Origin of the sequence: Aquabacterium sp. (assembly GCF_016195855.1) — a bacterium.
Lineage (GTDB): Bacteria > Pseudomonadota > Gammaproteobacteria > Burkholderiales > Burkholderiaceae_C > Aquabacterium.
Window position 1 is genome coordinate 53578 of the sequence record NZ_JACPYU010000015.1, and the last position, 15298, is coordinate 68875.

General features: G+C 66.5%; 7 protein-coding genes. 6 read left to right on the top strand and 1 reads right to left on the bottom strand.

Annotation, left to right across the window (positions count from 1 at the left end; all coding sequences use genetic code 11):
* The first annotated feature begins 2 nt into the window (after nucleotides 1–2).
* From HY019_RS12610 to HY019_RS12620, 3 genes are read left to right on the top strand one after another with little or no spacing between them, the layout of a single operon-like run.
* Entirely contained in the window at nucleotides 3–6851 is a 6849-nt protein-coding gene (locus HY019_RS12610; RefSeq protein ID WP_290692589.1) for an Ig-like domain-containing protein, read from the top strand.
* Entirely contained in the window at nucleotides 6851–8251 is a 1401-nt protein-coding gene (locus HY019_RS12615) for an HlyD family efflux transporter periplasmic adaptor subunit (protein WP_290692591.1), read from the top strand. The genes HY019_RS12610 and HY019_RS12615 overlap by 1 nt, the downstream gene beginning before the upstream one ends.
* 5 nt (nucleotides 8252–8256) lie before the next feature.
* On the top strand, nucleotides 8257–10359 hold the full coding sequence (locus tag HY019_RS12620; protein WP_290692593.1) for an HlyD family efflux transporter periplasmic adaptor subunit: 2103 nt from the start codon (nucleotides 8257–8259) through the stop codon (nucleotides 10357–10359).
* A 13-nt stretch (nucleotides 10360–10372) separates the two neighbouring features.
* On the opposite strand, the gene ptsP is transcribed toward HY019_RS12620, so the two are convergent.
* Entirely contained in the window at nucleotides 10373–12175 is a 1803-nt protein-coding gene (ptsP, locus tag HY019_RS12625) for a phosphoenolpyruvate--protein phosphotransferase (RefSeq protein WP_290692595.1), read from the bottom strand.
* Nucleotides 12176–12363: 188 nt separating this feature from the next.
* On the opposite strand from ptsP, the gene HY019_RS12630 reads away from it, so the two are divergent.
* The 3 genes from HY019_RS12630 (at nucleotide 12364) to HY019_RS12640 (ending at nucleotide 15281) form a co-directional block, all read left to right on the top strand.
* The gene (locus tag HY019_RS12630) at nucleotides 12364–13227 is read left to right on the top strand and encodes a GNAT family N-acyltransferase (protein WP_290692597.1); all 864 of its coding nucleotides are present in this window, start codon (nucleotides 12364–12366) and stop codon (nucleotides 13225–13227) included.
* A gap of 72 nt (nucleotides 13228–13299) precedes the next feature.
* A complete protein-coding gene (gene rsmB / locus HY019_RS12635) occupies nucleotides 13300–14688 on the top strand; it encodes a 16S rRNA (cytosine(967)-C(5))-methyltransferase RsmB (protein ID WP_290692599.1) in 1389 nt (462 codons plus the stop codon).
* Nucleotides 14688–15281, top strand: a complete 594-nt coding sequence (locus HY019_RS12640) for a DUF4390 domain-containing protein (RefSeq protein ID WP_290692601.1) — start codon at nucleotides 14688–14690, stop codon at nucleotides 15279–15281. Before rsmB ends, HY019_RS12640 begins: the two co-directional genes overlap by 1 nt.
* Nucleotides 15282–15298: the final 17 nt, after the last annotated feature.

Below are 15298 nucleotides of genomic sequence, written 5' to 3' on the forward strand. Positions count from 1 at the left end.
CCATGCGCACCAAGTTCACGCCTCGGCCCACGGTTCACCCACTCAGCCAGCATGACCTGACGCATGCGGATGCGCCCCGGCCAGGCAGCCAGAAGATGCTGCGAAGCGCCTTGCAGCCCCGCGCACTGGAGCAGCGATTCATGTTCGATGGTGCCGCCGTGGCCGACGCGAGCCATGCCGCCGCGCAAGCCGCCTCCGAGGCCGCCGCGCTCAAGGCCTTGGTAGACGCCCCCTCAGCCGTGGAGGTGCGCGCTGCCGCACCCTCCCGCGATGTGACGCGCAAAGAAGCCGTGCTGGTGGACACCACGCTGACGGACTACAAGGTGCTGGAGCAAGGCATCGACGCGGGCAAGGCCATCATCGAGTTCAATGGCACGCAAGACGGGCTCGCACAGATCGCGAAGTGGGCCAGCGTGCAAACGGGTTATGACGCGCTGCACATCCTCTCGCACGGCGTGCAGGGGCGCGTGCTGCTGGGCAAAACAGATCTGGATGCCACCACTTTGGCCAGCGACGCGGTGAAAGGCGAGCTGGCGATCATTGGCCAGGCCATGCACACGGGCGGCGACATTCTCTTTTATGGTTGCGATGTGGGTGCAGGCATCGAAGGCCAACGCCTGATCACCACCCTGGCCGAGGCCACAGGCACCGACGTCGCCGCGTCGACCGACGCCACTGGCGCGGCCCGGCTAGGCGGCGACTGGGCGCTTGAAGCCCAAACCGGCACGATCGATGCACGCGCCTTGTCGATCGACAGCTATGCGCAAGTGCTGGCGGTGACCTCCTTCTCCAGCGCCGACCCGGACATGGGCTATACGACCACCTCGGTCACACGCACATCGGGCGGGCAGACCTTCACGTTCTCGGGGGGCGTTGGCATTGGCGGGCTGGGTATCGACACCACTTACAACGGCGTTGAAGCCGTGTATGCCTACGAAGGCACCGCCGGCGGCAACGACGTCAAGCTGACCATCGCCGCCCCCAATGGCTATACCTTCGATCTCTCGTCCTTCAAGGCAGGCGCTGCCACGGGGAGCGTCTCCATCGCCCTGACTTATGGCAACAACTCAACCACGTCCTTCAGCAGCAGCGTGAGCACAAGCAGCCTGTCGACGCTGACGAGTTTCAGTACGGCCATCAACGACGTCAAACAAGTCGTGCTCACGTCCACAAACTTCGCAGACTTCAACGACTTCGACATCACCGACGTCAAGCTCTACGTGCCACCACCTACGGTCAGCGATGGCTACATCAGCATCACCAGCTCGGGCAGTGGTAGCGGCGGCGCCTACAAAATTGGCGACACCGTCACCGCAAGCTGGAACAACACCGCCGGTGGACAAAATCAGTCCGGCATCACCGGCGTAACGATGGACTTCAGCCAGTTCGGCGGCGGCTCGGCGGTCACGGCCACGAACTCCGGCGGTACCTGGACGGCCTCCTACCTCATCGCCGCGGGCAGCGTCGACGCGAGCAACCGCAACGTGTCGGTCAGCGCATCCAACAGTGGCGGCACCACCACCACAGCCGACACCACCAACGCCACGGTGGACAGCATCGCGCCCACCGTGACCGACGCCAAGGTCAGCATCAGTGGCGCCAGCGGCCCAGGCGGCGCCTTCAAGATCGGCGACACCGTCACCGCCACCTGGAACAACACTGTGGCCACGGGCGACAACAACGCCGACACCATCAGCAGCGCCACGGTGGACTTCAGCGCGTTCGGCGGAGGCTCGGCGGTCTCCGCATCCAACTCAAGCGGCACCTGGACGGCCACCTACACCATCACCTCCGGGGCCATTGACGCCACCAGCCGCAATGTGTCGGTCACCGCCACCGACAACGCCGGCAACACCACCACAACCGCCGACACCACCAACGCCACGGTGGACAGCATCGCGCCCACGATCACCGATGCCAGGATCAGCATCAGTGGTGCCAGCGGCAATGGCGGCGTCTACAAGATTGGTGACACCGTCACCGCCACCTGGAACAACACCGCCGGCGGCGACAACAATGCCGACACCATCAGCGGCGCGACGGTGGACTTCAGCGCGTTTGGCGGTGGCTCGGCCGTGTCCGCGTCCAACTCCAGCGGCACCTGGACAGCCACCTACACCATCGTGGCGGGCGCGATCAACAACACCAGCAACCGCAATGTGAGCGTGACCGCGACAGACAACGCGGGCAACACCACCACCACCGCCGACACCACCAACGCCACGGTCGACAACGTCGCACCCACCACGACCGTCAGCACGGCCAGCTTTTCGAACGACACGGGCAGCAGCAGCACCGACTTCATCACCAGCACCGCCGCGCAAACCATCTCGGGCACGCTGTCCGCCAATTTGCAGACGGGTGAAACGGTACAGGTCTCGCTGGATAACGGCAGCACCTGGGCCAACGCCTCGGCCGCCGTGGGCCAGAACACCTGGTCGCTCTCCGGCCAGACCTTGAGCGCCAGCAACACGCTGCGCGTTCGCCTGCAAGACGCCGCCGGCAACACAGGCACGGCCTCTTCACAGGCCTACACACTTGACACCAGCGCGCCTGCGGCAACCTCAACGCCGAACATGACAGCTGGCACCGACTCCGGCACATCCAACAGCGACGACCTCACCAGCAACACCACACCCACGTTCACTGGCACGGCCGAAGCGGGCAGCACCGTCACGCTCTACGACACCGATGGCAGCACGGTGCTGGGCACGGCCACCGCCACCGGGGGCAACTGGTCGATCAGCTCATCCGCATTGAGCGAAGGTTCTCACACCGTCACGGCCAAGGCCACTGACGCGGCAGGCAATGTCTCATCGGCCTCGTCGGGCCTGAGCGTCGCCATCGACACCTCGGCCCCCACCAGTACCGCGCTCAACACCACCACCGTCACCACCAGCAGCGCCACGTCTACTGCCACCATCGCAACCTTGTCGGCCACGGACACGCACGCCATCACCTACAGCCTGTCCGTGGGCAACGGCACCAATGATGCCGACAACGGCAGCTTCACCATCACCGGCACTTCGCTGAAGGTGGGCGGTGCATCTCTCACGGCCGGCACCTACAAGATCTATGTCGCGGCCACGGATGCTGCGGGCAACGCGGCTTATCAAGCCTTCACCTTCACGGTGGTCGATGCACCCGGTGTCAGCAGCATCGTGCGCACCGGCGGGGCTGCGGCCACGGTCGCAGCCTCAGGCACATCGGTCAGCTACACCGTCACATTCGATCAGGCCGTCACTGGCGTCGATACCAGCGACTTCAGCCTCACCGCCACCGGCACGGCCTCAGGCAGCGTGGCCAGCGTCACGGGCAGCGGCACCACCTATACGGTGACGGTCAACACACTGAGCGGCGACGGCACCTTGCGGCTGGACCTCAACAGCAGCGGCACGGGCATCCAGAACGGCGGCAGCGTGGCCATTCTCTCTGGCTACACCTCGGGGTCGACCTACACACTCGATCACACCGCCCCCAATGCGCCCTCTACACCCGACATGACAACGGGCACAGACAGCGGCACCTCCAGCAGCGACAACATCACCGCCAACACCACCCCCACCTTCACCGGCACGGCCGAGTCAGGCAGCACTGTCACGCTGTATGACACGGATGGCAGCACCGTGCTCGGCACGGCCACCGCCACCGGGGGCAACTGGTCCGTCACCTCATCGGCGCTGAGCGCGGGCTCGCACACGGTCACGGCCAAGACCACCGATGCGGCAGGCAATGTGTCGTCGGCTTCGTCAGGCCTGAGCGCCACCATCGACACCAGCGGGCCCGCCGTGACCTCGGTTGCCGTGCCTGCCAATGGGGCCTACAAAGCGGGCAACACCTTGAGCTTCACGGTCAACACCGATGAGGCTGTGTTGGTCGACACCTCTGGCGGTACGCCCCGACTCTCGCTCACGCTGGGCAACACCACGGTGTATGCCAGCTATGCCTCCGGGTCGGGCACCTCGGCGCTGGTCTTCACCTACACCGTACAGGCAGGCGACACCGATAGCGACGGCATGGCCGTGGGCGCACTGCAAACCAATGGCGGCACGCTCACCGACACCGCCGGCAACGCCATGACACTGACGCTCAACAGCGTGGGCTCGACCACCAACGTGCTGGTCGACACCACCGCTCCTGTCGTCAACTCGGTGGCGGTACCGGCCAACGCCACCTACTACGATGGTCAAAACCTCGACTTCACCGTGAACCTCAGCGAGGCCGTCACGGTGGACGCCACAGGCGGCACACCTCGCATCGCCTTGACGATCGGCAGCACCACCGTTTACGCCAGCTACCTCTCGGGCTCGGGCACCGACGCGCTCACCTTCCGCACGACGATACTGAGCGGCCAGCAAGACAGCGATGGCATTGCCATGAGTGGCTCGCTGCAACTCAATGGCGGCACGATGCTGGACGCCGCAGGCAACAGCCTGACCACCACGCTCAACAGCGTGGGCAGCACCGCCGCCGTGCTGGTGGATGCGATCGCACCCGATGTGACCAGCGTCAGTGCCTCCACGGCCAATGGCGGCTACAAGGCCGGCGACACCGTCGACATCACCGTGACCTTCAGCAAGGCTGTGACCGTCAACACCACGGGTGGCATGCCCACCCTCGTGCTCAATGATGGCGGCGTGGCCACCTATACCAGCGGCTCAGGCAGCAACACGCTGGTGTTCAGCTACACCGTGGGCAATGGCGAGAACACCGCCGACCTCGATTACGCCAGCACGGGCGCCCTCACCCTCCAAGGCGGCACCATCACCGACGTCAACGGCTCGCACCAGAGCGCCGCCCTCACGCTGGCCACGCCAGGCGCCGCAAACTCGCTGGGCGCCAACAAGGCCATCGTCATCGACACCACGGCACCCACCATCACGTTCAGCGGCCTCACGCTCTCAGCCGACACCGGCACCAGCAGCACCGACTTCATCACCAGGACCGCCTCGCAAACCGTCAGCGCCATGCTCAGCGCCGGCCTGGGCGCGGGTGACGTCGTCTATGGCTCGCTCGACAACGGCGCCACCTGGAGCGACATCACCAACCAGGTTTCTGGCACCACCTTGAGCTGGAGCGGCGTCACCCTCGCGGGCAGCGACACACTCAAGCTCAAAGTCACTGACAGCGTGGGCAACGATGGCGCCGCCACCAGCCAGGCCTATGTGCTCGACACCACCGCGCCCACGATCACCTTCAGCAATCTTGGACTCTCGGCGGACGCGGGCAACAGCGCCACCGACTTCATCACGAACACGGCAGCACAAACCATCAGTGGCACGCTGAGCGCCAGCCTGGGCGCGGGCGACATCGTGTACGGCTCGCTGGACAACGGTGCCACCTGGACGAACATCACCAGCCATGTCAGTGGCACCACGCTGACATGGAACGGCGTGACACTTTCTGCCAGCAACACGCTCAAGCTCAAGGTCACCGACAGCGCCGGTAACGACGGCTCGGTTACCAGCCAGGCCTATGTGCTTGACACCTCGGCACCCACCATCACCTTCAGCGGCATCACCCTTTCGGCCGACACCGGCACCAGCAGCACCGACTTCATCACCAAGACCGCCGCGCAAACCGTGGGCGCCACGCTCAGCGCCGGCCTGGGCGCAGGCGATGCTGTCTACGGCTCGCTCGACAACGGTGCGACCTGGAGCAACATCACCAGCAAGGTCAGCGGCACCACACTCACGTGGGATGGCGTCACCCTCACGGCATCCAGTACCCTGCGGCTCAAGGTTCAAGACAACGCGGGCAACGATGGCCCCATCAGCAGCCAGGCCTACGTGTTCGACAACGTGGCCCCCACGCCGGCCACAGTCACGGCCCTGAGCACCACCAGCACCACACCCACGCTGACCGGCACGGCCACGTTGGCCGGCGGCGACACCATGACCGTCACCGTGGGCGGCGCCACCTACGACGTCACACCATCAAACGGCGTCTGGAGCCTCGACCTCGCCACCGCCACCCCAACCAGCGGCACGCTCGCGCTACAGATTGGCCAGTCCTACACGGTCAGCACAGCCATCACGGACATCGCCGGCAACACGGGCAGCAATGCCGGTTCACTGTCCCTGGCGCCTCCACCCAACCCCACGCCAACGCCATCGCCCCTTCCGGTGAGCACGCCGATCGTCCCTCTGCCGCCGGAACAAGCCCCTTCCCCTCCCCCGTCACCAGCGCCGACCTTCCTTTCACCCGGCACACAAACCTTGCTGAGCGCCAACAGCCTGGACTCCGGGCCTGGCACCGTACTGGGCAACACACGCCCCGTGAACCCGCCAGCCCCCCGCAGCACCGACATCGGCACCCCATCGACCAGCCCTCTGACTGCCACGCCCACGCTCACCCAAGGGGGCGAGGGGCACTTCCAGGTGATCGTGGTCGACAGGGCCGGTACCCAGGCTGACGCGGGTCTGGTCTTGATGCGCGGCATGAGCGATCAAGCCGTGGACGGCGCGGGCCGCACCACCATCACGGTCCCGGCCGATGCCTTTGCCTCAACCGACCCGAACGCCGTCATCCAGCTGAGTGCGCAGCAAGCCAACGGCCGGCCGCTGCCCAACTGGATCAGCTTCAACGCGCGCACCGGCCAGTTCGTCATGCAGGCGCCACCGGGTGTCAATGGTGAATTGGCCATCAAGGTCGTCGCACGCGACGCCCAAGGCCATGAGGTCTCATCGGTGTTCAAGGTCCGGATCAAGGCGAACCGCCCCGGCCAGACCCTGCTCGATGCGCCTGACGGGCACAGCGGGCGAGCAAGCCTGAGCGAACAGTTGCGCCAGGCGAGCAAGCCCGTACGACACCTGGCCAAGACACCCACCACGCCTGAGCGAGTAAGCTGATGAGCGCCATGCTGCAACACTCGGCCGTCCAGCCGGTCGACCCGCTCCTGACCCTGCTGGAGTTGGCCCGCAAGGCCCGCTTGGCACGCGGCACCGACGAGTTGGCCTTCATCGCCGTCAACGACACGCACGCGCTGTGGCCCTACCGACAAGCCGCCTTGTGGATGCGTGAAAGCCGCATCCAGGCGCTTTCCGGCGTGGTCGACGTGGAGGCCAACGCGCCCTATGCCCTGTGGCTAGCGCGCCTGTGCAAGCATTTGCATGCCACGCTGAGTGAGGCCAGCGCCATCTCGGCCGTCGAGCTGCCTTCGGAGCTGGCGAGCGAATGGGCGGAGTGGCTGCCGCCCCATGGCTTGTGGTTACCCCTGCATGCCCCCGATCAAGGCGTATCCGGTCAGGGGCCAGCGGCAGGTGGCCTGCTGCTCGCCGCCGACACCCCCTGGCCCGACAACATCCTCCCGGCCCTGACCGAATGGACTGACATCTGGCTGCACGCCTGGCAAGCCCTCGAAGCCGGCCAGACCGGATGGCTGGCTCGCTGGCCCGTCGCATCGCCAGGTACGCCAGCAAAGCCGCTTTGGCAGCGACGCACGCTGATCGCGGCCATCGCTGCAGCGGTGTGCGTCATCCCCGTGAAACTCTCCGTGCTGGCCCCCGGGGAACTCGTGCCCGTGAACCCGGCCGTGGTCCGCGCCCCACTGGACGGTGTGGTGACCCAATTCCATGTGCAACCCAATCAACGGGTCAAGGCCGGTCAGCCCTTGTTCAGCTTCGATCAAGTTGCCCTGGCCGCCCACCGTGACGTGGCCACACAGACCCTGGCCACGGCCCAAGCCGAATACCGTCAATTCGCGCAACAAGCCGTCTCCGACGCAAGATCAAAAGCGCAACTGGCCGGGCTGCTCGGCCGCATCGAAGAAAAACAGGCAGAGGCCAGCTACCTGCAAGACCAGTTGCAGCGCGCCAGCGTGAGCGCGCCCCAAGATGGCATCGCGCTGTTCGACGACCCCACCGAATGGATAGGCAAGCCCGTGCAAACTGGTGAACGCGTGCTGCGCATCGCCGCGCCCGATGACATCGAGGTGGAGGCCTGGCTGCCCATGGGTGACGCCATCCCGCTCGCCGAACACGCCCAGGTGGAGTTGTTCCTGGCTGCATCGCCCTTGCACCCAGTGAAGGCCGAGTTGCGCTACATCGCCCACGACGCGACCTTGCGCCCGGACGGCCAATACGCCTACCGCGTGCGCGCCCGACTCCAGCAACCCGCCGCTGCCGACACAGGCAAGGCCCAACGCATCGGCCTGAAGGGCACAGCCAAGCTCAGCGGTGAGTCCGTGCCACTGATCTACTGGGTGCTACGCCGCCCACTGGCCACCGTGCGCCAGACCCTGGGGTGGTGACGCACATGCAAACCTGGCCTTCATTGCGCGAGGAACTGGCCCTGCTCCCCGGCCCCGTACTGGCCGACGGGCAACCCAGCCACACCCTGCACGACCCGGTACGCAACCAGTTCTTCCAGCTCGACTGGCCCACCTTCGAGGTACTTCGACGCTGGCACATGGGCTCGGCCGCCGGCATCGCACGTGACATCACCCGCCACACCCCCCTGCAACTCGCCGTGCAAGACGTGCTGCAGGTGCTCGACTTCTTCAAGCGCAACCAGTTGCTGCAAGTGCCACCGGGCGAAGCCGCCAGCCTGGCCCAGGCCCGCCAGCAAGGCCAGGGCAGCGTGTTCAAGCAGTTGCTGCACCACTACCTGTTCTTCCGCATCCCCCTGGTGCGCCCAGATGCCTGGCTCTCCGCCTGGGCACCCAGGCTGGCCTGGCTCTTCACGACCTGGTTCGCCTGCCTGACCTGCGCCGCGCTGGGCTGGGGTCTGCTGGAGGTCTATCGCCAATGGTCAAGCTTCACCACCACCCTGGTGGACACGCTGAGCTGGTCCGGCCTGCTGAGCTATGGCGTGGCCATCACCATCGTCAAGGTGCTGCATGAGCTGGGCCATGCCTTCACCGCCAAGCGGCTTGGCTGCAAGGTACCCACCATGGGCGTGGCCTTTCTGGTGCTCTGGCCCGTGGCCTACACGGACACCAACGAAGTCTGGAAGCTCACACAACGACGGCAACGCGTGGCCGTGTGCGCAGCGGGCGTGCTCACCGAAATGGCCGTGGCCGCCTGGGCCACCCTGGCCTGGGCCCTGCTGCCCGCAGGCACCCCAAAAGCACTGGCCTTCGTGCTCGCCACCACCTCCCTGGCCAGCACCTTGCTGATCAACACCAGCCCCTTCATGCGCTTCGATGGCTACTTCCTGCTGTCCGACTGGCTGAGCATGCCCAATCTGCATGACCGCGCCTTTGCACTGGCCCGATGGCGCCTGCGCGAATGGCTCTTCAAACTCGGTGCCACGCCGCCTGAATACCTGCCCACCCGGCGCCGCATGGGCCTGATCTGTTTCGCCTTTGCCACCTGGGCCTACCGCCTGGGTGTGTTCCTGGGCATTGCCGTGCTGGTCTACGCCTTCTTCATCAAGGCCGTGGGGATCATGTTGTTCGCAGTTGAGATTGGCTGGTTCGTGCTCAAGCCGCTGTGGCAAGAGCTGCGCGTCTGGCGCATGGCCTGGCCTGGCTTGCGCCAACACAAGCGCACCTGGTTCAGCATGAGCCTGCTGGGCGCGGCCTTCGCGCTGCTGTTCGCACCATGGCCCACGCGCCCCTCCGGCAGTGCCCTTCTGCGCCCCGCCGAGCAACTGGTGATCTACGCCCCGCCACACGCCCAACTGCTCGACATGCCGGTGCGCGAAGGCCAGCACGTGCCAGCAGGCACCTTGCTGATGCGCATGGGTTCACCCGAACTCGCCAACCGCCTGCGCGCAGCCGACGCCCGTGCCGAGCAACTCGCCTGGCAATCCTCTGCCAGCGGCTTTGACAACGAGCAACGCGCCCGCTGGCAAGTGCTGCAAGCGCAAGCCAGCGCCGCCCAAGCAGACCAGGCCGCTGTGCAAGCCGATGCCCAGCGCTACGCGCCCAAAGCGCCCTTTGCCGGCGTACTGCGCGACGTGCCGCCCGAGCTCCAGCCCGGCGAATGGCTGGGGCACGACGAACCCGTCGCGCGCCTGGTGGCCGATCAAGGCCAGACCGTGATGGCCTACTTCGATGAAGACGACCTTGCCCGCATCCAGGCGGGTGACGTCGCTCACTTCTACGCGGACGACCCTGCCGGCCCCGTTGTGCGGCTGTCGCTGGCCAGCATCGAACCCGATGCACGCCGCACCTTGAACGAACCCGAGTTGGTGCACCTCTTCGGCGGCGGCGTGCTCGTGCGCGAGAAGAACAACCAGTTTTACCCCGAGCGGCCGGTTTACCTGGTCAGCTTCAAGGTCTTGCAGGACGAGCCCGCCGCGTCACAGCACACCTGGCGCGGCAAGGTCGTGGTGCAGGGGGCATGGTCGGTGCCTGGGTGGCGCTACCTGCGCCATGCGGCCGCGGTAATCCGGCGTGAAGCGGGTTTTTGACGCGCCGGACTGATCAGCCCGCAGACATCAAGCGGGGCGCGGCATGCGCCGTGCTGGAGTGAGCGAAAGCCTCCATGCACGTGGCTTCAGGGTCCTCGCTTTGCAGCACCCCCGCCACCAGCGGCGCCAGCCGGCGCGTGTCAGCGCGCAGCACGCGCTGCTTGACCGAGGCGATCTGTGACGGGTGCATCGAGAAGCTGCGCAAGCCCATGGCCAGCAGCAGCTCGGTGAACGCCGGGTCGCCGGCCATTTCGCCGCACACGCTCACGCCCTTGCCCGCCGCGCGCGCCTGCGTGATCGTGGACTGGATCAGTTGCAGCACGGCCGGATGCCAGGGGTCATACAGATGGGCCACGGCCTCGTCAGACCGGTCGATGGCCAGCGTGTACTGGATCAGGTCATTCGTGCCGATCGACACGAAATCAAAGTAGCGCAGGAAGACAGGCAGGGTCAAGGCGGCCGCCGGCACCTCGATCATGGCGCCCAGCTCGACCTCACCAAAGGGCTTGCCGGACTCGGTCAACTGGCGCTTGGCATGCGCGATGTTGTCCAGCGTCTGGTGGATCTCGCGCTGGCTGGCCAGCATCGGGATCATGATCTTGACCGGCCCATGTGCCGCGGCGCGGTACAGGGCACGCAACTGGCGGCGGAACATGCTGGGCTCGGCCAGGCTCCAGCGGATGGCCCGCAGGCCCAGCGCCGGGTTCAGCACAGATTCGTGACGCAATTCACTGGCTGACATGCCTTCCAGCGGCTTGTCGGCGCCGATGTCCACCGTGCGGATCACCACAGGCAGGCCCTTCATGGCCTCCACCGCGCGGCGATAGGCGCCGTATTGCTCTTCTTCATCGGGCAGGTCGCTGCCGCGGTTCATGAACAGGAACTCGCTGCGGAACAGGCCCACGCCCACCGAGCCAGCTTCCAGCGCCCCGGGGCCGTCTTCCGGCATCTCGATGTTGGCCAGCAGCTCCACGCGCTCGCCATCAAGCGTGACGGCCGGCGTATGGCGCAAACGGGCCAGGCGGCTGCGCTCCAGCTCGCTCTGGCGCTGGCGGAAGCGGTATTCCTCCAGCACGATCGGGGAAGGGTCGACGATCACCAGGCCGGCGTCGCCGTCGATGATGATGCAGTCGTCCTGGCGGATCAGGTTGCTGGCCTGGCGGGCACCCACCACGGCCGGGATGTCCATGCTGCGGGCCACGATGGCCGTGTGCGAGGTCTTGCCGCCCACATCGGTCACGAAACCCTTGAACACGCTGCGCTTGAACGACAGCATGTCGGCTGGCGCGATGTCATTGGCCACCAGCACCAGCGGCTCGTCGCCGCCAAAGTCCTGGGCATTGGCCCGGCTGGCATCCGGCACCGCCGAAGGCTCACCGCGGCTCAGGCTGCGCAGCAAGCGCTCCACCACCTGCTCCAGGTCGGCCTTGCGCTCGCGGATGTAGGCGTCTTCCATTTCGTCGAACTGGCGCGCCAGCACTTCCAACTGGGCCGACACCGCCCATTCGGCGTTGTAGTGCCGCTGGCGGATCCAGTCCGCAGCCGCCCCCATCAAGGCCTCGTCCTGCAGCAGCATCTGGTGCACATCCAGCAGGGCGGCCAGCTCGGCCGGGGCATCGGCAGGCAGGTCGCGCTTGAGGTTGTCGAACTCGTCGGCCACCACATCCCGCGCTTTGAACAGGCGCGCCACTTCCTCGTCAATCAGGGACTGATCGATGAAAACGTGGGGCACGTCCACCCGGCTGGATGCCACCAGCACGGCGCGACCAATGGCCACACCCCGGGAGACTGGCAAACCGAAAATCTGGATGCTCATACACCCGATCCTAGCAGCGCATGCATGAATCGTGTTTCAGGATTTGTCATGAGGATTAACGCGGATCAAATGATGCGAACCGGTCAGACCACGCGTCATGCAACTGTCATGACAAGTTCACGGCAGCGTCACCGCGCCAGCCAACACTGCGGACTCATGTCCACGGAGTGAAACGACTGGAGATGACGATGCGTGACCTGCCCCTGCCCACCCTGCCCATGGCAGACCTGTCCTCGCTTTCGGCCGAGTCCCGTGCCGCCCGGAGGTCACTTCACCCAAGCTCTGAGCCTCAACAAGCCAGCAGCACCCGGCAACGGCAAGCCCTGGAGGTCGTTTGGGCTCGCACTGAAGAAGATGTTCGCGCTGCGCAGCGCCTGAGGTACGACATCTTCGCGGGCGAAATGGGTGCCCGCCTGAGCGTGCCCCCCGGCAGCCCCGAGGGCCACGACATCGACCTGTTCGACAGCTATTGCGAGCACCTGCTGGTGCGCCTGAGTACAGGCAACGGCGAGCCCGGCGAGGTCATCGGCACCTACCGCGTGATGACGCCGGACGCGGCCAAGCGCGTAGGCGGCCTCTACAGCGAAACTGAGTTCGACCTGACCCGCCTGCGCCCCCTGCGCAGCAAGATGGTGGAACTGGGCCGCTCCTGCGTGCACCCCGATCACCGCAACGGCGGCGCCATCATGGCCTTGTGGGGCGCCCTGGCTGAGTTCATGGTCCGCAACGACCTGGACACCATGATCGGCTGCGCCAGCATCAGCATGCGCGACGGTGGCCACGTGGCCGCCAGCCTGTGGGAGCAGCTGCGCCAGACCCATCTGGCCCCGATCGACCTGCAAGTGCGCCCCCGCCTGCCCCTGCCGGTTGAAGAGCTGGACCGCCACCTGCAGGTGGACCCGCCCGCGCTGATCAAGGGCTACCTGCGCTGCGGCGCCAAGATCCTGGGCGCCCCCGCCTGGGACCCCGACTTCAACACGGCCGACCTGCCCATGCTCATGCGCATTGACGACCTGCCTGCGCGTTATCGCCGCCATTTCCTGGGCGCTTGATTTCACGCTTTTCCGGCATCCCGAAAGCGCCTGGGAGGGCTGGACACCACGGCAACGCATAGACTGCGCGCCATGAGTCGTCCAGCCCGCCCTTCTCGCCCGCCCTCTTCACCCTCTGATCAAGCGTCATCCCCCCCGCCTGGCAGCTTGCCCCTGTGGCAGTTGCTGAGCGGCTGTGCCGACGCCGTGGCCGCCGTGCGCCAGGGCCATTCGCTGACCGATGTACTGGCCGAGCGCCGCCCGCAAGAGCGCCCCGGCGTACAGGCCCTGTCCTTCGCCGTGCTGCGGCGCCTGGGCATGGCCCAAGCCCTGCGGCAAAAACTGGTACCCAAGGCGCCTCAGGCCTGGGTCGACGCCCTGCTGCTGAGCGCCCTGGCCCTGGCCTGCGGCAGCGAGTACAACGAACACACCCTGGTCGACCAGGCCGTGGAAGCGGCCAAACGCCGCGCCAAGCCCGCCAGCGGCCTGGTCAATGCCGTGCTGCGCCGCTTCCTGCGTGAACGCGCCGAGTTGCTGGCCACCGTTGAGCAAGACCCGGTCGCCCGTTTCAACCACCCGGCCTGGTGGATCAACCGGCTCAAGAAAGACTGGCCCGAACACTGGCAAGCCATCCTGATGGCCAACCAGGAGCAGCCCCCCATGACCCTGCGCGCCAACCAGCGCCATGGCACGGTGGCCGCCTACCGCCAACGCCTGGTCGAGGCAGGTTTGCTGCCCGAATCAGACTTGTCAGCCGAGCAGCCGCCCGTCAACCAGCCTGACCCGATCGCCCTGCCGCACGGCGTGCCCGTTGGCAAGCTGCCCGGCTTTGAGCAGGGTGACGTGTCCGTGCAAGACGCCGCCGCGCAGATCGCCGCCCCCCTGCTGATCCATGCGGGCGGCCATCCCTTGCCCGCAGGCGCCCGCGTGCTGGACGCCTGCGCCGCACCAGGGGGCAAAACTGCACACCTGCTGGAATTGGCCGACCTGGACGTGACCGCCCTGGACGCCGACCCGCAGCGCCTGACCCGCGTCAACGAGACCCTGTCCCGCCTGGGGCTGAAAGCCACCACCCTGGCCGCCGACGCCAGCCAGCCCGCCTGGTGGGACGGCAAGCCCTTCGACGCCATCTTGCTGGACGCGCCCTGCAGCGCCTCCGGCATCGTGCGCCGCCACCCCGACGTGCGCTGGCTGCGCCGCGAATCCGACATCGCCGCCCTGGCCCAAACCCAGGACGCCATCCTCCAGGCCCTGTGGCCCCTGCTCAAGCCAGGTGGCCACCTGCTGTACTGCACCTGCTCCGTCTTCAAAACAGAGGGCCAGGACCGCATCGACGCGTTTTTGCAACGCAACACGGACGCCCAGGCCTGCCCCTCGCCCGGCCACCTGCTGCCTGTGGTCGAATACCTTGACCCCGCCCGGCACAACCGTGGTGATGGCTTTTTCTACGCCCTGCTGTCCAAAACAACCCAAGGTGCGTGATGTCCTTGATGCGCCGCCGAGAACTGCTTGCCCGCAGTGCCTCAGCCTTGCTCGCTGCCACACTGGCGCCGGCAGGGCGGCTCGCGCACGCCGACACCCCGGGGCACCGCAGCCTGGAGCTGGACAAGCTCACCGTCCAGCGCAGCGACGAGGGCACCCTGCTGAGTTACAGCGTCCGCTTCGATCTGCCTCGTGACCTGGAGCAAGCCCTGATCAAAGGCGTGGCCGTGGTCTTCGTGGCCGAGGCCGAGGTCTTTCGCAGCCGCTGGTACTGGACCGACGAACTGATTGGCTCGGCCACGCGCCGCTGGCGTCTGGCCTACCAGCCCCTGACCCGCCGCTGGCGGCTCAGCCTGGAAGGCCTCAGCCGCCACTACAACACCCTGCCCGAAGCGCTGGGCGCCTTGCGCAGCACCGACAGCTGGCGCATCGCCGACCCCATCCCCGCCTCCAGCGACCAGGACCACTATGTGGACTTCCGCTTTCGCCTGGACACCGATGAATTGCCGCGCCCACTGCAGATCGGCCTGGGCGGCCTGTCGACCTGGAACATGGATGTGCGCCGCCGCGTGGCCGTCGGGCCCGCACGCTGAGCCATCAGCCCCCACAC